The sequence below is a fragment of the Desulfogranum marinum genome, assembly GCF_016918565.1.
GTDB lineage: Bacteria > Desulfobacterota > Desulfobulbia > Desulfobulbales > Desulfobulbaceae > Desulfogranum > Desulfogranum marinum.
In genome coordinates this window covers 63005-79580 of the sequence record NZ_JAFFQD010000016.1, presented here as the reverse complement: position 1 = coordinate 79580, position 16576 = coordinate 63005, and the positions used below count along the sequence as shown (strand labels likewise).

The following is a 16576-nucleotide window of genomic DNA, read 5'->3' as shown; positions in this document are numbered from 1 at the left end:
GAGCAAACAATATGGCTATTGAAACTATGACAGTTCCTGATTTTGGAGATGTTCAGGAAATCACCGTTGTCGAAGTATTTGTCCAACCCGGTGACACAATCCAAGTGGACGATTCGATTATAGCCCTGGAAAGTGATAAGGCAGTGATGGATATACCGTCTCCTTTTGCTGGGACCGTCTCGGAACTGTTGGTGCAAGAAGGACAGACAGTACAAAGCGGTGCTCCTATCGCCTCTATCCAGACCGATGCGGAACAAGAAAGTGTCCAGGAACAGGAACCTGACACGCAAACTACAGAGCCGGAGCAGCCGCAGGATACCACACCGCCACCGGTACAGGAGGGTCGCCCTTCTCCTGCAGACGACCAGCCGGCGCCACCCCCCCCGGTTATGGACCAACAGCCACAGCAGGGTGGAGAGTACCATGCTACACCTTCTGTTCGCAGCTATGCACGTGAACTGGAGGTCGACCTTGCTCTGGTTACGGCAACAGGGCCCAAAGGCCGCATTTTAAAAGAAGACGTGCAAACCCTGGTCAAACACCTTCTCCACCAACAAGGACAAAAGGCAACAGCTCCCGGAAAAACGGACGGGGTGCTTCCACAAATTGCCTTGGAGGATTTTTCCGCCCATGGCCCCATAGAAGAAATGCCCCTCGGAAGAATCCAGAAGGTGTCCGGCCCGCATCTCCATAAAAGCTGGCTCAACATCCCCCATGTGACCCACTTTGACGAAGCCGACATCACGGAACTGGAGCAGTTCCGCAAACAACTCAATAGCGAGCTGCCCCAAGAGCAGGTCCGCGTCAGCCCGTTGCCGCTTATTATCAAAGCAGTGATCGCTGCCTTGAAACAGTACCCGGTTTTTAACAGCTCGCTGGTGCCTGACGAAAAAATAATCATCAAAAAGTATTATAATATCGGTATTGCCGTTGACACCCCTCAAGGACTGGTGGTACCGGTCATTAAAAACTGTGATCAAAAAGGAATCACCGATATTGCGGTTGAACTTTCAACACTCAGCCAGGCTGCCCGCGAAGGCAAACTCAGCATCAACAATCTCCAAGGCGCTTCTTTTACCATTTCCAGCCTGGGCGGGATTGGCGGCACCAATTTCACGCCCATTGTCAACGGACCGCAAACCGCCATACTCGGACTTGCGAGAAGCAAAATGCAGCCGGTGTGGGATGGGGAGCAATTTATGCCACGTCTGATGCTGCCTTTCAGCGTTTCCTATGACCACCGGATTATTGACGGGGCCATGGCCGCCCGCTTTTGCGTTACTTTGGCAGCGTATATAGCTGATTTGAAGAAAACACTTCTCTAAATTTACATTTGTAAGGAGTTGCCCATGAGTACCGAAATCCAAACCGATGTTGTTGTTCTCGGCGGTGGTCCTGGTGGTTACACCGCAGCTTTCAGGGCTGCTGATCTCGGTTTATCCGTCTGCCTGGTGGAAAAAGAAAGCCGTCTTGGCGGTGTTTGCCTTAACGTTGGCTGCATTCCATCCAAGACCTTGCTCCATGGAGCGACAGTTATCGAAGAAGCTGCCGAAGCAGCAACACTGGGCATCACTTATGCAAAGCCCGCTATTGATCTGGAAGTCTTTCGCAACCATAAAACAAAAATTATTGAGCAGTTAACAGGCGGTCTTGACGGATTATGCAAAGCCCGCAATATTCAACGAATACAGGGCGAGGGCGTTTTTGCAGACAAAACCACGATGACAGTCAACGGTGAGGAACCAACGCGTATCACCTTTAAAGATGCTGTCATCGCCACCGGTTCCGCCCCTGCGATGCTGCCCGACCTCCCCGACGATGACCGGATATGGGATTCTTCCGACGCGCTGGCCCTTAGGACCATCCCCAAACGACTCCTCATTATCGGCGGCGGCATTATCGGCCTGGAAATGGCGCAGATATACAGTGCTCTTGGTTCATCCATCACCATCGTGGAAATGCTTGATCACATTATTCCACCGGCAGATAAGGACGTCATCCAGCCCTTGTTTCTCAAGCTGAAAAAACGATACACGATTTTTACAAAAACCAAGGTCAACAGCGTCACAGCTGACGACAGCGGCATTAAGGTTTCCTTTGCAGGAGCCAAGGCTCCGGAAAAAGAAACATTTGACGCAGTCCTGGTAGCGGTGGGCAGACGTCCCAACACCAATGGGATAGGCCTGGAATCCCTTGCTATCACTCCAGAAAAAAACGGAATTATCGCTGTAAACGATCAGCAGCAAACTGTAACCCCCCACATCTACGCTATAGGTGATGTTGTTGGCGACCCCATGCTTGCCCATAAGGCGACTCACCAGGGGAAGGTTGCGGCAGAGGTTATTGCCGGTCATAAGGCTGCTTTCACCCCTTTGACCATTCCATCGGTGGCATACACCAACCCTGAGGTTGCCTGGGCCGGGTTAACCGAGAAAGAGGCCAAAGCACAAAAAATTGCATACAATAAGGGGAAATTCCCGTGGGGAGCCAGCGGACGTGCGCTGAGTGCAGGCGCCTCAGCCGGAGTAAGCAAAGTTCTTTTTGACCAACAAAACGGACGCATTATCGGGGCAGGGATATGCGGTGTGAATGCAGGGGAGATCATCCACGAGGCAGTGCTGGCACTGGAGATGGGTGCTGATGCCGAAGACATCAGTAAAACCGTTCATGCCCATCCCACCCTTGCTGAAACATTGGCCTTTGCCGCAGAGATTGTCGATGGCTCCATTACTGATATCCTGCCGTCCAAAAAATAACCGCAACAGAACTTACAGCTCACATTCTAACCAGACCAAAAAACGCCATGCAATTGACCATTAATGCCCCCCTGGACATGCACCTTCACCTCCGCGAGGCGCAAATGCTGCAGCTTGTGGCCCCATTGAGTGCAGCCCATTTTGCCGGCGCGGTTGTCATGCCTAATCTGCAAAGCCCTGTAGACTCACAGCAGAAACTGCTTGCCTACAGGCGTGCAATCGTCGAGGCCGCCGCTGACGACAGCTTTACCCCGTACATGACGCTTTTTTTCCGCCCCTACACCAAAGCGGAACTGGAAGCTGCTCGAGAGCACATTATCGGCATCAAACTGTACCCGGCAGGGATTACCACCCAAAGCGAGGCAGGGGTCGCTGATTTTGAGTCCATCGGCGAAACAGTGGCCCTCATGGAAGAATTGCAGATCCCTCTGTTGGTTCACGGCGAATCCAACGGTTTTGTCATGGAAAGAGAGCGGGAGTTTTTGGCAATCTACAGGTGGCTTGCCGAAAGCTTCCCCCGACTTGCCATTATCATGGAACATATCACCACCGCAGACACTCTGGACATTCTCGACGAATTTCCCAATGTAGCGGCAACAGTCACCCTCCACCACCTTATGCTCACCTTGGATGATGTGGTGGGCGGCCTGATGCAGCCCCACCTCTTCTGTAAACCCATAGCAAAAACACCGCACGATCTGCAGGCGCTGCGAGCAGCTGTTTTCAGCGGACACCCGCGGATCTTGTTTGGCTCCGACTCTGCCCCCCACCCCACCCATGCCAAAGAATGCTGCGGATGCGCTGCCGGTGTTTTCTCCGCACCGGTTGCCCTGCCTAAACTGGTGGAACTGTTTGCCGCACAAGATAAACTTGACGTGCTACCTGATTTTGTCACCAATAATGCACAACGTTTTTACGGCATTACCCCAAATCCCAAAAAGGTCCACATCCACGATGAAGCATGGACAGTTCCGCTGTCATACGGGTCTGTGCGGCCATTTCTGGCAGGGGAACAAATTCAGTGGCAAGTAACAGCAATCGAAAAGTAAGCAAATCCACAACTCATCAGGTGGCGAGATTTTCTGTTTTAGCTACCCTCGCCATACAGCAACGGCAAGCCACAACCAGCCGGCAATCATCATTGCTCCGCCCACAGGGGTCACATAGCCGGGGTTAAAGAGGTCGAATGCAAGCGCATACAAAGAGCCACTAAAAAGAATCACCCCCACAGCAAGCAATATTCCCGCCACGGTTATGGCTGTTGTTGCCTGGGGCCACTGCCCCATTGCCCAGCAAACTGCAAAAAGGGCTAATGCATGGTGCATCTGATAACGGAGTCCCTTTTGTACCAATGCAATCTGTTCCGGGCTCAATATACGCAATCCTGCATGGCCGCTCCATGCTCCCAGGACTACAGCCATGCAACCTAATAATGCTGCTATTGAAAACAGAATTTTCATCCCTCACTCCCTTGACCTTGGGTTACGTTTACCAGCACAGTACACTTGTGCCCACCTTGCCATCTGTTAATGATGTGTCACCCGTCATTCAGCATAAGAAATACTGATCAAAAGTATCAATATTTTATAAACAAAAGTCATTAAGTGATAATCATTCACAATAGACATAGACACTATCTATCCTGACATTTTTATTCAAGAGCGAAAAAGCCCTTAACCATCTAATTTATATTTATTTTTCAAGCGTCGCACACGCGGGATTATTTTGCAATTCCACCAGCCGTATAGCATACTTTTCCAGTCTGCTGGAGCCCCTTCTTGCTGCCCTAGTTTTCTCTGTATCTGATTCAGGCAGTCTTCCTTGACACCCTTAAAAGAGAAATGGTAGATACTACCATTTTATGTCTGCCAATCTGTACGGGATGCCTTGTCGTGGACCGCTTTTGCCATGTCCTCGCCAACAAATCTATGCAGGCTGACCACACTGGCTACAACTTCCATAAGGTCTGCACCAAAATCTTTGTACTGACGGATTTCTTTTGCAATCCAGTCTGTGAGTGCAACGAAGTGTGCTTTAGAACGTGTATACTTAACGTATAGGAGATTACCCCATGCCCAAATCCATGCCCCAGGCATTTGCCCGAAATTTTTTGGGAAATGCCCCCAAGTGGTACAAATTCTTAATTCTACTTTTCCTGATTATAAACCCTATTATCCTCAAGACCTCAGGTCCGTTTATTGCCGGATGGGTACTGATTGCTGAGTTTATATTCACCCTTGCAATGGCTCTCAAGTGCTATCCGCTACCTGCCGGTGGACTCCTCGCCATTGAGGCCGTTTTTATCGGGATGACCAGCCCCGAAACGGTTTTTCATGAAGCATTAAATAATTTTGAGGTTATCCTGCTGCTGATCTTCATGGTGGCCGGCATCTACTTCATGAAGGACTTCCTCCAGTTCACGTTCACCCGTATCCTGGTTAAAGTGCAGTCCAAGGCCACCATTGCATTGCTTTTTTGTTTTGCCGGTGCCTTTCTCTCCGCCTTCCTTGATGCACTGACCGTTACAGCGGTAATCATTGCTGTTGCCTATGGTTTCTACAATGTATACCACCGCTATGCCTCTGGTAAAGATCCGCAGACAAGTCATGACCTGACAAGCGACCTGGCCGTAAAGGAAACCGAACGTGAGGAACTCAAACAATTCCGCGGTTTCCTCCGTAACCTCATGATGCACGGGGCTGTCGGTACCGCGCTGGGTGGAGTGTGCACCCTGGTGGGCGAACCGCAAAACCTGCTTATTGCCAGTGAAATGGGCTGGCACTTCCTTCCCTTTTTCATCAAAGTTGCACCCGTCTCCATGCCGGTTCTGGTAATAGGACTTTTGACATGCTATATGCTGGAAAAAAAGAAGTGGTTCAGCTACGGGGTTGAGATGCCTGGTAACATTCGCTCCCATCTCTTGGAAACAGAAATCCAGATGGAGGCCAAACGAGGTCATCTTGGTCGTGCAAAACTGGTCATCCAGGCCCTGACCGGTGTTTGGCTGATCGTTGCCCTGGCCATGCACCTTGCGGCAGTGGGGATCATCGGTCTGTCGGTTATCGTTATCCTCACCTCTCTTAATGGAGTGGTTGAAGAACATCAACTGGGCAAAGCTTTTGAAGAAGCCCTGCCTTTTACCGCTTTGTTGGTCGTCTTTTTTGCCATTGTGGCGGTTATCCATGACCAGCACCTCTTTACACCGGTCATTGAATACGTGCTCAGCCTTCAAGGACACGCACAGCTGGCAGCTTACTATGTTGCCAACGGTGTGCTCTCCATGATCTCTGACAACGTCTTTGTGGCAACGGTCTACATCGGGGAAACCAAAACCCACTTTGTCCATGCCCTGGATGCCCTGCCAAATATCGGCATGACCGGTGCTGAGCTTATGGATAAGCTTACAGATCCGCATCATCCCCGCAGCGAAGTGTTGGCAACCCTTCCCCAGGCTGTAGCTGATCAGGCAGGAGCCCTGATGCACCAATTCGACAAACTTGCGGTTGCCATTAATACCGGTACGAACATCCCAAGTGTGGCAACCCCTAACGGACAGGCAGCATTCTTGTTCCTGCTTACCTCTGCCCTGGCTCCTGTGATCAGGTTGTCTTATGGCCGCATGGTATACCTGGCCCTTCCTTACACCATCACCATGTCCATTACCGGTCTCGCAGCTACCTACCTCTTTCTCTAAGCAGGTAAAAGGCTCTACTCTAAGCAGTCTTGCACAGCCCATCACCGATTATGATTTTTTCATGACCGGTGATGGGCTTTCTTTTTCCTGCTATAGACACCTCAGCGCATACTTTCGTTGATCGACTGCAGCGCCTCGTTTCCCGGGCAAAGATCCTTTTTGCCAAGCGTGTTCAATGGCTGCCGGCTTGTGTTTATTATACGATGGGTATCCTCACTGTCGGGATCAATATACAGAACCCCGGTCAGTATAAGCCCTTTTTCCTTGTGTTCCTCCAGGGCATCCACTGCCTGACGTCTGTCTGTTACATGGATGGAGCTATCTTTTTTATGGAGCTGGATGACACTGTTGTCATGAAGTACCACGCTCTCAGTTGTCCCGTCCTCATAATCGGTAGTTATCTCCTGCTTAAACGGTACATAGTCAAACGTATTGGTGGCCTCACTATGCTCACGCACCCAGTGATAGCTTTTAGTCGAACCAGGCGTATTATTGAAAGTGACACAGGGAGAAATAACATCAATAAAAGCCATACCTGTATGCGACATGGCAGCTTTCAACATGGGAACAAGCTGCCTCTTATCTCCGGAAAAACTACGCCCGACAAACCCTGCACCCAGTTGAATGGCAATCTCGCAAAGATCAATGGATTCCAGCATGTTGGGTTCGCCCTTTTTCCCTACCGAGCCTTTATCTGCAGTTGCCGAATACTGGCCTTTGGTTAACCCATAACAGCCATTATTCATCATAACATAGACCATGTTCAGATTTCGCCGAACAGCGTGAGCAAACTGCCCCATTCCAATGGAGGCAGTATCACCATCACCGGATATGCCCAGGTAGAGTAAATCCCGGTTCGCCATGTTGGCTCCGGTGACGATGGACGGCATGCGCCCATGCACCGAGTTAAAGCCGTGCGCCTTGCCAAGCAGATAGGCAGGACTTTTAGAGGAACAGCCGATACCGGAAATTTTCGCTATTTTATGTGGTGGGATCGACAGTTCAAAACACGCCTGAATAATGGCAGCGTTGGTGGAATCATGGCCGCAACCGGCACACAGGGTTGAGATTCCACCCTCGTAATCCTTGAGGTAATAACCAGCGTCATTGGGAGGCAGGTCCGGGTGTCGGAAACTGGGTCGAAAGAATGTCATGCTTTCCCTCCTTTGTGTGCAATAGATGCAGTAATAGCACTGGAAATTATTCGAGCCGTAATAGGCATCCCATCATAGTGCAAAACGGACACAAGTTGATCGGGCTGTACATCCAACTCGTTGATGAGTAACGTCTTCATCTGACCATCTCTATTTTGTTCGACCACATATACCAGGTCGTGTTGCCGAATAAAATTTTCGACATCCTGCTGAAAAGGAAACGCCTTTATGCGAAGTGTGTTGATCGTTATTCCCTGCTCTCTGAGCTGGTCCACAGCTTCCAGAGCCGCATCCGTACTGGTCCCATAATATATCATGCCGGCGGTAGCAGGTGCATTGCCAACCATTACTTCAGGAACCGGCACCAGTTCCTTGGCCGTTTCCCACTTCTGCAGTAAACGTTGCATGTTGTGCTCGTAGGCATCGCTCTCTTCAGTATATTTGGAATACTCATCATGGGATGTGCCGCGAGTAAAATAAGATCCTTTGGTAGGATGGGTGCCGGGATAGGTCCGGTATCCGATGCCGTCGCCGTCTACGTCAAGATACCTGCCCCAGCTATCGCCTAGTTCTTCCAGCTGATCTTTATCGAGCACTTTTCCCCGGTCGTAGGCACGACTGTCATCCCAATCAAGGGGCGGACTCATGTGGTCATTCATCCCTAAATCCAAATCACTCATCACAATGACCGGCGTCTGCAAACGCTCTGCAAGATCAAAGGCATCTGCGGTCATATCAAAACACTCTTTTGGGTTACAGGGAAAAAGCAAAACTTGCTTGGTGTCACCATGAGAAGCATATCCACACGCCAAAATATCTCCCTGCTGGGTTCGGGTAGGCATTCCCGTTGAAGGTCCTGTACGCTGTACATTAACCAGCACAGCAGGAATTTCCGCAAAATAGGCAAGACCTAGGAACTCACTCATGAGTGATACCCCGGGGCCGCTGGTGGCGGTAAATGCCCTGGCGCCGTTCCACGAGGCACCAATAACAATACCAAGAGCTGCCAGTTCATCTTCTGCCTGAACAATGGCGGCTTTGAGCTCTCCTGTTTCGGTGTCCTTTCGAAAACGTTCCGCATAACGACCAAAAGATTCAATAACAGAGGTGGATGGAGTAATCGGATACCAACCAACCACGGTTGCCCCGCCATAGAGCGCACCAAGACCGGTTGCAGCATTGCCATCCATGATAACGGCGTCCCCTACCTTATCCCGCCTGGAAATGGCAAGTTTACAGACACCTCTATAGTTTTCCCCGGCATACGCATAGCCCAGTTCCAATGCCTTCAGGTTGGGAGGAATAAGTTTTGATTTTTTACGGTACTGCTTTTCAACAGAAGAGGTAAGCACCTCAAATTCCATATCCAGCAAAAAGGCAAGAGCACCGACGTAAATTATATTTTTCAGCAGTCCCCGCATCTTGGGATTTTCAAAGGCATCATTACAGAGTTTGGTCAAAGGGATGCCGATCAATGCGACATCATCCCGCCCATACTCCTCGGACAACTTGCGCGACGAATCGTAGAAGAAATACCCCCCCGAAAGCAAACCTTCATAATCCTTCTTCATGGTCTGCCCATTCATCGCAACGACCATATCCACATCACCATGCCGGCCGAGATAGCCCTGCTCATTGATTCTCACTTCATACCAGGTTGGCAGCCCTTGAATATTAGAAGGAAAAATATTCTTGGGACTGACAGGAACCCCCATTCGAAAAACAGCCTTGGCAAAGAGATTATTAGCACTGGCAGAACCGGAACCGTTAACATTGGCAAATCGAATGACAAAATCGTTGGTAGATTCAATATTTTTCATTTATGACCCGCAAGTGGTATTTTGTAGGTGTATTTCTGCATTTCCCAGGCCGAGGTTGGGCATCTTTCAGCGCAGATGCCGCAATGAAGACAGACATTTTCATCTTTGACCATTACCCTGCCCGTAGGCAGTACATCTGAAACGTAGAGATCCTGGTCAAGCTGCTTTGCAGGTGCGAGGAGCCGGATGCGCAACTCTTCCTCTGTTCCATTATCAACAAAGTTAATGCACCGTTCCGGACACGAATCAACGCAGGCATCGCACTCGATACACTCTTCAAAACGAAAGACGGTCTGCACGTCGCAATTGAGACAGCGCAGGGTTTCCGTATGACCAACAACCTGATCAAAACCCAATTCTACTTCAAGCAATCTGTCTTTTAAGCTCTTGGCCTTGTCCATCATTGGGACTGCCTGCCTGTGCTCATCATCTATCTGATTATGATACAGCCAGTCGTGAACACCCATCTTCTGCCCCTCCAGATGCACTTTGGGCAGTGGCCGTACAGCAAGGGACTCTCCGCGGCAAAAAAGATCTATGGAAATTGCGGCCTCATGCCCATGGGCAACAGCCGTAATTATATTTTTCGGTCCAAAGGCGGCATCACCGCCAAAAAACACATGCTCAAGACTGGATTGGAAGGTACCTTCTTTTAAAACAGGCAAGCCCCATTCATCAAATTCGATGCCAACATCCTCCTCAATCCATGGAAATGCATTGAGCTGCCCCACGGCGATCAATACTTCGTCGCACTCCATGAACACAAGAGGTTCGCCAGTGGGCACCAGGGTTCGTTTGCCCTGGTCGTCGTAGCGGGCCTCAACCCTCTCAAAATGCATGCCGACAAGCTTGCCTTGCTCAACAACAAAATCAACAGGAACATGATTCTCATAAATGGGAATGTCTTCCCGCTCTGCATCCTCTATTTCCCAGGGAGAGGCCTTCATTTCCGCTTTAGGACTGCGAACAACAATCCGAACATCCTCGCCGCCAAGCCTTCTGGCCGTACGGCAGCAATCCATGGCCGTGTTGCCGCCGCCCAAAACCAGCACCTTCTTCCCGATGGATTCTACATGCCGAAAAACAACGGAGGCAAGCCAGTCAATACCTACATGGATAGAAGCATCCCCGTCTTTCCTGCCGGGTAGATCAGGAAGATCTCTCCCCTTGGGTGCTCCGGTCCCGACAAAAACGGCATCATAGTCTTTAGCCAGCATATCTCGCATGCTGCTCACATAATGATTAAAATGAGTGGTTACCCCCATGTCGAGGATGTAGCCGACCTCTTCGTTCAAAACACGTTCCGGTAAGCGAAAGGAAGGGACCTGACTACGCATGAAGCCCCCCCCAGTGGACTGATCATCGTATAGATCCACTTCGTACCCAAGGGGCAACAGATCGCGGGCAACAGTCAACGAGGCCGGACCGCCACCGATGAGTGCAATTCTTTTCCCATTTTTCCGATCAGGAATCGGAGGGAAAAATGTTTCAATATTTTCTTTTCTATTATCAGCAGCAACCCGTTTCAACCTACAGATAGCAACAGCGTCATCCTCGACACGCCCTCTCCTGCAAGCCGGCTCGCAGGGACGATCGCAAACACGCCCCAAAATACCTGGAAACACGTTGGAAACCCAATTGATCATGTAGGCTTCGTCATAACGTTTTTCATTGATCAACCGTATATATTCCGGTACCGGCGTATGCGCGGGACAGGCCCACTGGCAATCTATGACCTTGTGAAAATATTCAATATCTTTGATATTTGTAGGTTTCAAATCAGTAACTCCTGCGGAAGCAGTAATTTTATTCTCCCTAAAAAAAACGAGAATTCTTATCACAATCTTCGTAATTATAAAATTTTAATACAAAAAATAAAGTCATTTTCTGCAACCAGATGAAAGAAAGCAACCATCAATAAACACTATACGGTTTACAATTGCCGCCAACCTGTGGGAATATTAAAAAATCCGGTAACTGCTCAGCAATGCTCTATGGTATCAGCGCTTACTCTGCGGATGCTCAAGCAGGAAAAGGGAGCACTGCATAACAGTTACAGCTTGAGATGAAGGTGAGGTTACCTGTTATAGGTTGATCAGGGGGAATTCAGGGGACAGCTCATCAACGTTCCCACCCCACAATACAATCCCCATAATGGAGGCGACAAGTGCTGCTTGAAGAATGCTCTTTTCCTGAAGTTGAGGCGTACCTGCAAAAAAACGACACCCTGCTCATTCCCATCGGTGCGGTTGAGCAACACAGCCCCTACGGCTTGATAGGGACTGATTTTATTGCCGCTGAGGCAGTGGCCAGATCTGCAGGCGAAAAGTTAGGCATTATGGTGGCGCCAACCGTGAACTACGGTATTTCGCCCCACCATATGCAATTTGCAGGAAGCGCCACCTTCAGTCCAAATACCATGATTGCCGTCTGTTGCGACCTTATTCGCTCGTTTGCCGGCCACGGATTCAGGCGCATTTTTTTTATCAATGGCCACGGTGGGAATCGGCATGCCCTGCGAACAGCTTTTCAGCAAAGTAAAATGGAGAATATTCCGGGCATATTGGAAATCTTTTCCTGGTACGAGTGCACAGGAGTGAAACGGTTTAACAGCAAATGCTTTGATCACAAGGAAGGGAGGCACGCAACCCCTTCTGAGATTTCGTTAACCATGCATATGCGGCCTGAAGCATTTACCCATAAAGAAACCAGCCCTGGAAAAGTAGATGTACAGGACACATACTGGCCCATGACTGCAGCAGAGATGAAAACGACCTACCCGGATGGACGGATGGACTCTGCCCCCTGGCTGGCTGACCGGGAAACAGGAGCAGCTATTCTAAGCGCCGCAGTGGATGATCTTTGCAAAAAGTTGTCCCATTACATGGAAATGGGACTTGTTGAACAGCGCTGATACTTATCGAGCATAATTCTTTTCTTTCAGTTGGAACTGGCGTAGACACGATTCCTGCCATTCTGTTTTGCTGTATAGAGATACTTATCTGCTATCGACAGGAGGTCATTCCGAAAGAGATCATCATGTTTATTTATCGTGACCACCCCTATACTAATGGATAAATAATCGGCCACAGGGGAGTACTCATGGGGAATTTTAAGAGCTGTGACCTGGTAGAGGCATCGCTCAGCAACGACCTTTGCGCTGTCAAGATCTGTCTCTGGGAGTATCATTACAAACTCTTCGCCACCGTATCTAGCAATAAAATCAGCAGGACGCAAAAGGGATGTTTGCAAAGATTTTGCTATATCTTGCAAAGCAATGTCTCCCATTGCATGTCCATAGTTATCATTATACTGTTTAAAATAATCCACATCCAACATGGCCAGGGAAAGAGGCGTTTTATTACGAATTGCACGTGACCATTCATTATCGAAAACTATTCCAAATCGACGGCGATTGGGGATTTCCGTTAGGCCGTCGAGATAAGCCAGTTGATCCAACAAATTATATTGATGAACAATACGTAAATGATTTCGAACACGCATTTTCACGATCGGTGGAGAAAAGGGTTTTGCGATATAGTCTACAGCCCCAAGCCTGAGCCCTTGTTCTTCATCTTCTATTGAATTAAGAGAAGTGACGAAGATAACAGGGATTTTTTTCGTACGGTCGTTGTTTTTCAGATTTTTGATGACCTCGTAGCCTCCCATTTCAGGCATAACGACATCGAGTAAAATTAAGTCAGGTGGACTGTCACTTAGTGCATGTTTCAATGCCTGAGAACCACTTCTGGCGAGTACAAGGGAATAATCTTCCTTAAGCAGATCAGCCAGCACTTTCAGGTTCATTTTTTCATCATCGACAATCAGAATACGTTCTTTTTTATCACCTTGCGCCATAATCGTTACGACTCTTTTACTGAATTAGCGTTAAGAGCTCTCTTGCCGATTCAGCGGCTTGCTCATATTCAATGTCCTCAATCAGTTGAGCGAGAGCTTGTAGCTGTTTATCCATCCCACGACCGGACAATCCTTTTTTAATTTCCCCAAATTGTTCTTCAGCCGCCACCTCACCTTGTTGCAGGTGAATGATGAGTTGTTGTAAGAGTTTTCCCTTTTGCTGAATATCGGCCTGCTCAACGGGGACAACCTTATCAGGTTGCGTAACAACGCCTTCTTCCTTTGCTGGAAGAAGGCAGAGAGAGGAAAGAACTCTATCTGCCTCGTCGATAAAAGGTATAAGCAGAACCGTTGCCTCTTCACTTTGCCCTTTTTTCAAGGCATGTTCCACGGCCTCAGCTTTTTTCAATAATGAGGCAGCTCCAATATATCCAGACACCCCTTTAACAGTGTGTGCATACTCTTGTATACGATCCCATCGGTTGGTTCTGGAAAACTCTCGCAGGAGAGTAGGCAGGGTACTGTAGCTTTTCTGGAAGTCATAAAGCATAGTAAGAAACAGCTGGTACTTACCGTTTAACACCTTCAATGCTTGTTCCTGATTAATACCAGGCATGATAGGTAGCGCATCAAGGTGATTCTCTTCGGCAGGAGCAAGAGGAACAATAATCCGGCTATCCTGCTGATCGAGTTGTTTTGCAGGTATCCATTGCCGCAGTGCCCGATACAGTATATCCGGATCAATAGGCTTGGTTATATGTTCATTCATCCCGGCGGCGATACTTTTTTCGCGATCACCGGACATGGCGTGAGCAGTCATGGCAATAATCGGCAAGTCCATGTATCGACTCTCCTGACGAATCCTTCTGGTTGCTTCAAGACCATCCATATCCGGCATCTGAATATCCATTAACACAAGGTCAAATTGTTCGCGACTAAGAGCAGCAAGGCATTCTTTCCCATTTGCTGCGGTTTTAACCGTTATCCCCACATCTTCGAGTAATTCCGTCGCAACCTGACGATTAATACTATTATCGTCAACAAGCAGAATGCGTGCTCCCTGAATTTTCTCTAAATCTATATCCTGTTTTGTATCCTTGATCCTCCTCGTCCCTGAAATAGTTCCAATACCGAGATTTTCGAGTAATGTGTCATAGATGACGGAGGCATATACGGGCTTTAACAAGAACGCATCCATGCCAACGTTAGCGGCCTCTGCATACGCCTCTTCCCTGCCATTGGCCGTCACCATCAACATTGCAGGAATTTTCGCATGGGATGTATGGGATTTAATTCTTCTTGCCGTTTCGATGCCGTCTATCCCCGGCATTATCCAGTCAAGTAGAACCACATCGTACGCCACTCCTTGTTCCATGGCCTCATTAAGAAGTTTTATTGCCGATTGGCCATCAACAGCGGTGTCAACGGTTATGCTTAGTGAGGTGAGTATAGAGACGAGAACATCTCGTGCCGTCTTATTGTCATCGACTACAAGAGCCCGCAGCCCTTCAGGCAGTTTCCCTCTTCTCGAACGTTGGTTTTTCTTCTTGGCAGAGATACGAAGCTTGGTTGTAAAAAAGAAATCCGAGCCTTGTCCAGGTTCGCTTACCGCCCATATCCGTCCTCCCATCATCTCTGCCAGTTGTTTACAGATGGCAAGGCCAAGCCCAGTGCCGCCGTATTTCCTGGTAATCGAATCATCAGCCTGGCTGAACGCAGAAAAAAGCCCGGAAACTTGGTCCTTTTGCAAACCGATACCTGTATCACGAACAGAAAATTGAAGTGTCAATTCATCCTTTTGAAGGTCCTCCAACAGAACGGAGATTACGATTTCTCCTTGTTCTGTAAATTTTACGGCATTGCCTGCCAGGTTCATCAATACCTGGCCCAATCGTAAAGGGTCGCCTATAAGGCAGTAATTTATTTGGGGATCCACGTGAAAGAGGAATTCAAGCCCTTTTTCCTCAGCCTGCATGCCGACCACATTTGCGATGTTACCAAGAACATCTTCCAAGCTAAAGGGAACCTCTTCAAGATGGAGCTTGCCGGCATCGATCTTAGAAAAATCAAGGATGTCATTTATAAGATTGAGCAGCGTGTTTGCGGAAAGCAGTACTTTATCGACATAGTCAGATTGTTTCGGAATCAATGGTGTCTTCTGCAATAAAGAGGTCATACCGATGATACCATTCATTGGAGTCCGAATTTCATGGCTCATTCGCGCCAAAAAATCACCTTTCGATGTATTGGCTGATTCAGCCAGCTCCTTTGAGTGTATTAACTCTCTTTCCATCTGTTTTTGCAGAGTCATATCCATGGCTGTAAACAGATAACCGACTTTGCTTCCTCCCCCCGGATCGGAAAGACTGGTGATTGAAAGACTTACAGGTAGATGGTTGCCGTCTTTGCACACGTAAATCCATTCACGTGCCCTACTATGCTTTTGCTTAACGAACTGATCAAAGACCTTCATGTTATGAAGGTCCGATTCGGGGAGAGCACTCATCTCTTTGCCGTAATGATCAAGTTCTTCGGAAAGATGAAGGGAAAGAATATTATGCTTACCGACCATTTCATCAGGATGGTATCCCAAAAGCGTTGCGGCGCCTTTACTAAACAGCTGAATGGTTCCATCAAGGTTAGTGGCGATGATGGAGAGTTGGGTCGCAGCATCAAGTACGGCCTGCCGTTCGGCATCCGCCATTTGCGCACGATGCAACATACGTTCGGTTTGCTCAAATTGTTTAACAACAAATTCAGAGGTTATTTCAGCGGCTTCCCTCGCTACTTTAAGTTCACTCCGCAGCATGTCGATTTCCATCTGCAGTTCTTTTTTACTTTTTCCCGTCATGCCAAGTCCTTCATGCCTTTGAGCGCTAGAGTAAGGCTCAAATCAGCTGCAGTCTCGATCGTTTGTAAGGTATACCCACCTTCAATGCCGACAAGCAGTATTTCTTCTGGTAATTCTCCCTCGCAGACCTTGGGAAGTACTGATAATAAATAAGGTACCCCCGCCTCATGCCCGAAATGGTCTTGCGAAAGCGTGGAAACGATATCCTTTGCTGACAGTACTACCACCTCACCAGGGTCGGCCATTCGCCGGACCGCATCGACAAAAACAACCCGTCCCCCATTTTCTAAAAAAGATAAAAGATTAAGACCGGATACCCCCCCTTCAACGAGATCAATTTCGGCTCCAAACGGTTGCATCTCACATAGTTTATCATAAACAGCGAGACCTGCAGAATCATCAGCTATGAACCGGTTGCCGATACAAATTATACAGCGCTTCAC

The 16576-nt window shown here is 48.6% G+C and carries 12 protein-coding genes; 5 read left to right on the top strand and 7 right to left on the bottom strand.

The window, feature by feature from the left end; translation table 11 throughout:
- The first annotated feature begins 11 nt into the window (after positions 1–11).
- Genes JWH17_RS10675 through pyrC form a run of 3 tightly spaced genes read left to right on the top strand, consistent with a single transcriptional unit; the run spans position 12 to position 3805 of the window.
- Positions 12–1325, top strand: coding sequence for a 2-oxo acid dehydrogenase subunit E2 (locus JWH17_RS10675; RefSeq protein WP_205222605.1), 1314 nt, complete (start codon positions 12–14; stop codon positions 1323–1325).
- A 24-nt stretch (positions 1326–1349) separates the two neighbouring features.
- The gene (lpdA, locus tag JWH17_RS10670) at positions 1350–2756 is read left to right on the top strand and encodes a dihydrolipoyl dehydrogenase (RefSeq protein ID WP_205222604.1); all 1407 of its coding nucleotides are present in this window, start codon (positions 1350–1352) and stop codon (positions 2754–2756) included.
- A 47-nt stretch (positions 2757–2803) separates the two neighbouring features.
- Positions 2804–3805: a dihydroorotase gene (gene pyrC, locus JWH17_RS10665; RefSeq protein ID WP_205222603.1), complete on the top strand. Its 1002-nt coding sequence runs from the start codon at positions 2804–2806 to the stop codon at positions 3803–3805.
- Positions 3806–3847: 42 nt separating this feature from the next.
- Here pyrC and JWH17_RS10660 read toward each other — a convergent pair whose 3' ends face one another.
- Positions 3848–4216, bottom strand: coding sequence for a DUF423 domain-containing protein (locus tag JWH17_RS10660; RefSeq protein WP_205222602.1), 369 nt, complete (start codon positions 4214–4216; stop codon positions 3848–3850).
- Positions 4217–4827: 611 nt separating this feature from the next.
- On the opposite strand from JWH17_RS10660, the gene nhaB reads away from it, so the two are divergent.
- Positions 4828–6450, top strand: a complete 1623-nt coding sequence (gene nhaB, locus JWH17_RS10655; protein WP_205222601.1) for a sodium/proton antiporter NhaB — start codon at positions 4828–4830, stop codon at positions 6448–6450.
- A gap of 101 nt (positions 6451–6551) precedes the next feature.
- Here nhaB and JWH17_RS10650 read toward each other — a convergent pair whose 3' ends face one another.
- Genes JWH17_RS10650 through JWH17_RS10640 form a run of 3 tightly spaced genes read right to left on the bottom strand, consistent with a single transcriptional unit; the run spans position 6552 to position 11202 of the window.
- A complete protein-coding gene (locus JWH17_RS10650) occupies positions 6552–7604 on the bottom strand; it encodes a 2-oxoacid:ferredoxin oxidoreductase subunit beta (protein WP_205222600.1) in 1053 nt (350 codons plus the stop codon).
- Positions 7601–9424 carry a 2-oxoacid:acceptor oxidoreductase subunit alpha gene (locus JWH17_RS10645; protein WP_205222599.1) on the bottom strand — a complete coding sequence of 608 codons (1824 nt, stop codon included), beginning with the start codon at positions 9422–9424 and terminating at the stop codon, positions 7601–7603. Before JWH17_RS10645 ends, JWH17_RS10650 begins: the two co-directional genes overlap by 4 nt.
- Complete coding sequence (locus JWH17_RS10640; RefSeq protein ID WP_205222598.1) at positions 9421–11202, bottom strand: FAD-dependent oxidoreductase; 1782 nt, start codon at positions 11200–11202, stop codon at positions 9421–9423. Before JWH17_RS10640 ends, JWH17_RS10645 begins: the two co-directional genes overlap by 4 nt.
- 389 nt (positions 11203–11591) lie before the next feature.
- Between JWH17_RS10640 and JWH17_RS10635 the strand changes: the two genes are divergently transcribed.
- On the top strand, positions 11592–12338 hold the full coding sequence (locus JWH17_RS10635) for a creatininase family protein (protein ID WP_205222597.1): 747 nt from the start codon (positions 11592–11594) through the stop codon (positions 12336–12338).
- 26 nt (positions 12339–12364) lie between these two features.
- Here JWH17_RS10635 and JWH17_RS10630 read toward each other — a convergent pair whose 3' ends face one another.
- Genes JWH17_RS10630 through JWH17_RS10620 form a run of 3 tightly spaced genes read right to left on the bottom strand, consistent with a single transcriptional unit; the run spans position 12365 to position 16576 of the window.
- Entirely contained in the window at positions 12365–13282 is a 918-nt protein-coding gene (locus tag JWH17_RS10630; RefSeq protein ID WP_205222596.1) for a diguanylate cyclase domain-containing protein, read from the bottom strand.
- A 16-nt stretch (positions 13283–13298) separates the two neighbouring features.
- Positions 13299–16133 (bottom strand): PAS domain-containing hybrid sensor histidine kinase/response regulator, encoded by a 2835-nt coding sequence (locus JWH17_RS10625; RefSeq protein WP_205222595.1) that lies wholly within the window; start codon positions 16131–16133, stop codon positions 13299–13301.
- Positions 16130–16576 (bottom strand): hydrogenase maturation protease, encoded by a 447-nt coding sequence (locus JWH17_RS10620; protein ID WP_205222594.1) that lies wholly within the window; start codon positions 16574–16576, stop codon positions 16130–16132. The genes JWH17_RS10625 and JWH17_RS10620 overlap by 4 nt, the downstream gene beginning before the upstream one ends.

Coding starts and splice junctions, on each gene's coding strand:
- pyrC (WP_205222603.1), top strand. CDS start 2,804: ATGCAATTGACCATTAATGCCCCCCTGGACATGCACCTTCACCTCCGC.
- lpdA (WP_205222604.1), top strand. CDS start 1,350: ATGAGTACCGAAATCCAAACCGATGTTGTTGTTCTCGGCGGTGGTCCT.
- JWH17_RS10625 (WP_205222595.1), bottom strand. CDS start 16,133: ATGACGGGAAAAAGTAAAAAAGAACTGCAGATGGAAATCGACATGCTG.
- JWH17_RS10675 (WP_205222605.1), top strand. CDS start 12: ATGGCTATTGAAACTATGACAGTTCCTGATTTTGGAGATGTTCAGGAA.
- nhaB (WP_205222601.1), top strand. CDS start 4,828: ATGCCCAAATCCATGCCCCAGGCATTTGCCCGAAATTTTTTGGGAAAT.
- JWH17_RS10650 (WP_205222600.1), bottom strand. CDS start 7,604: ATGACATTCTTTCGACCCAGTTTCCGACACCCGGACCTGCCTCCCAAT.
- JWH17_RS10630 (WP_205222596.1), bottom strand. CDS start 13,282: ATGGCGCAAGGTGATAAAAAAGAACGTATTCTGATTGTCGATGATGAA.
- JWH17_RS10645 (WP_205222599.1), bottom strand. CDS start 9,424: ATGAAAAATATTGAATCTACCAACGATTTTGTCATTCGATTTGCCAAT.
- JWH17_RS10660 (WP_205222602.1), bottom strand. CDS start 4,216: ATGAAAATTCTGTTTTCAATAGCAGCATTATTAGGTTGCATGGCTGTA.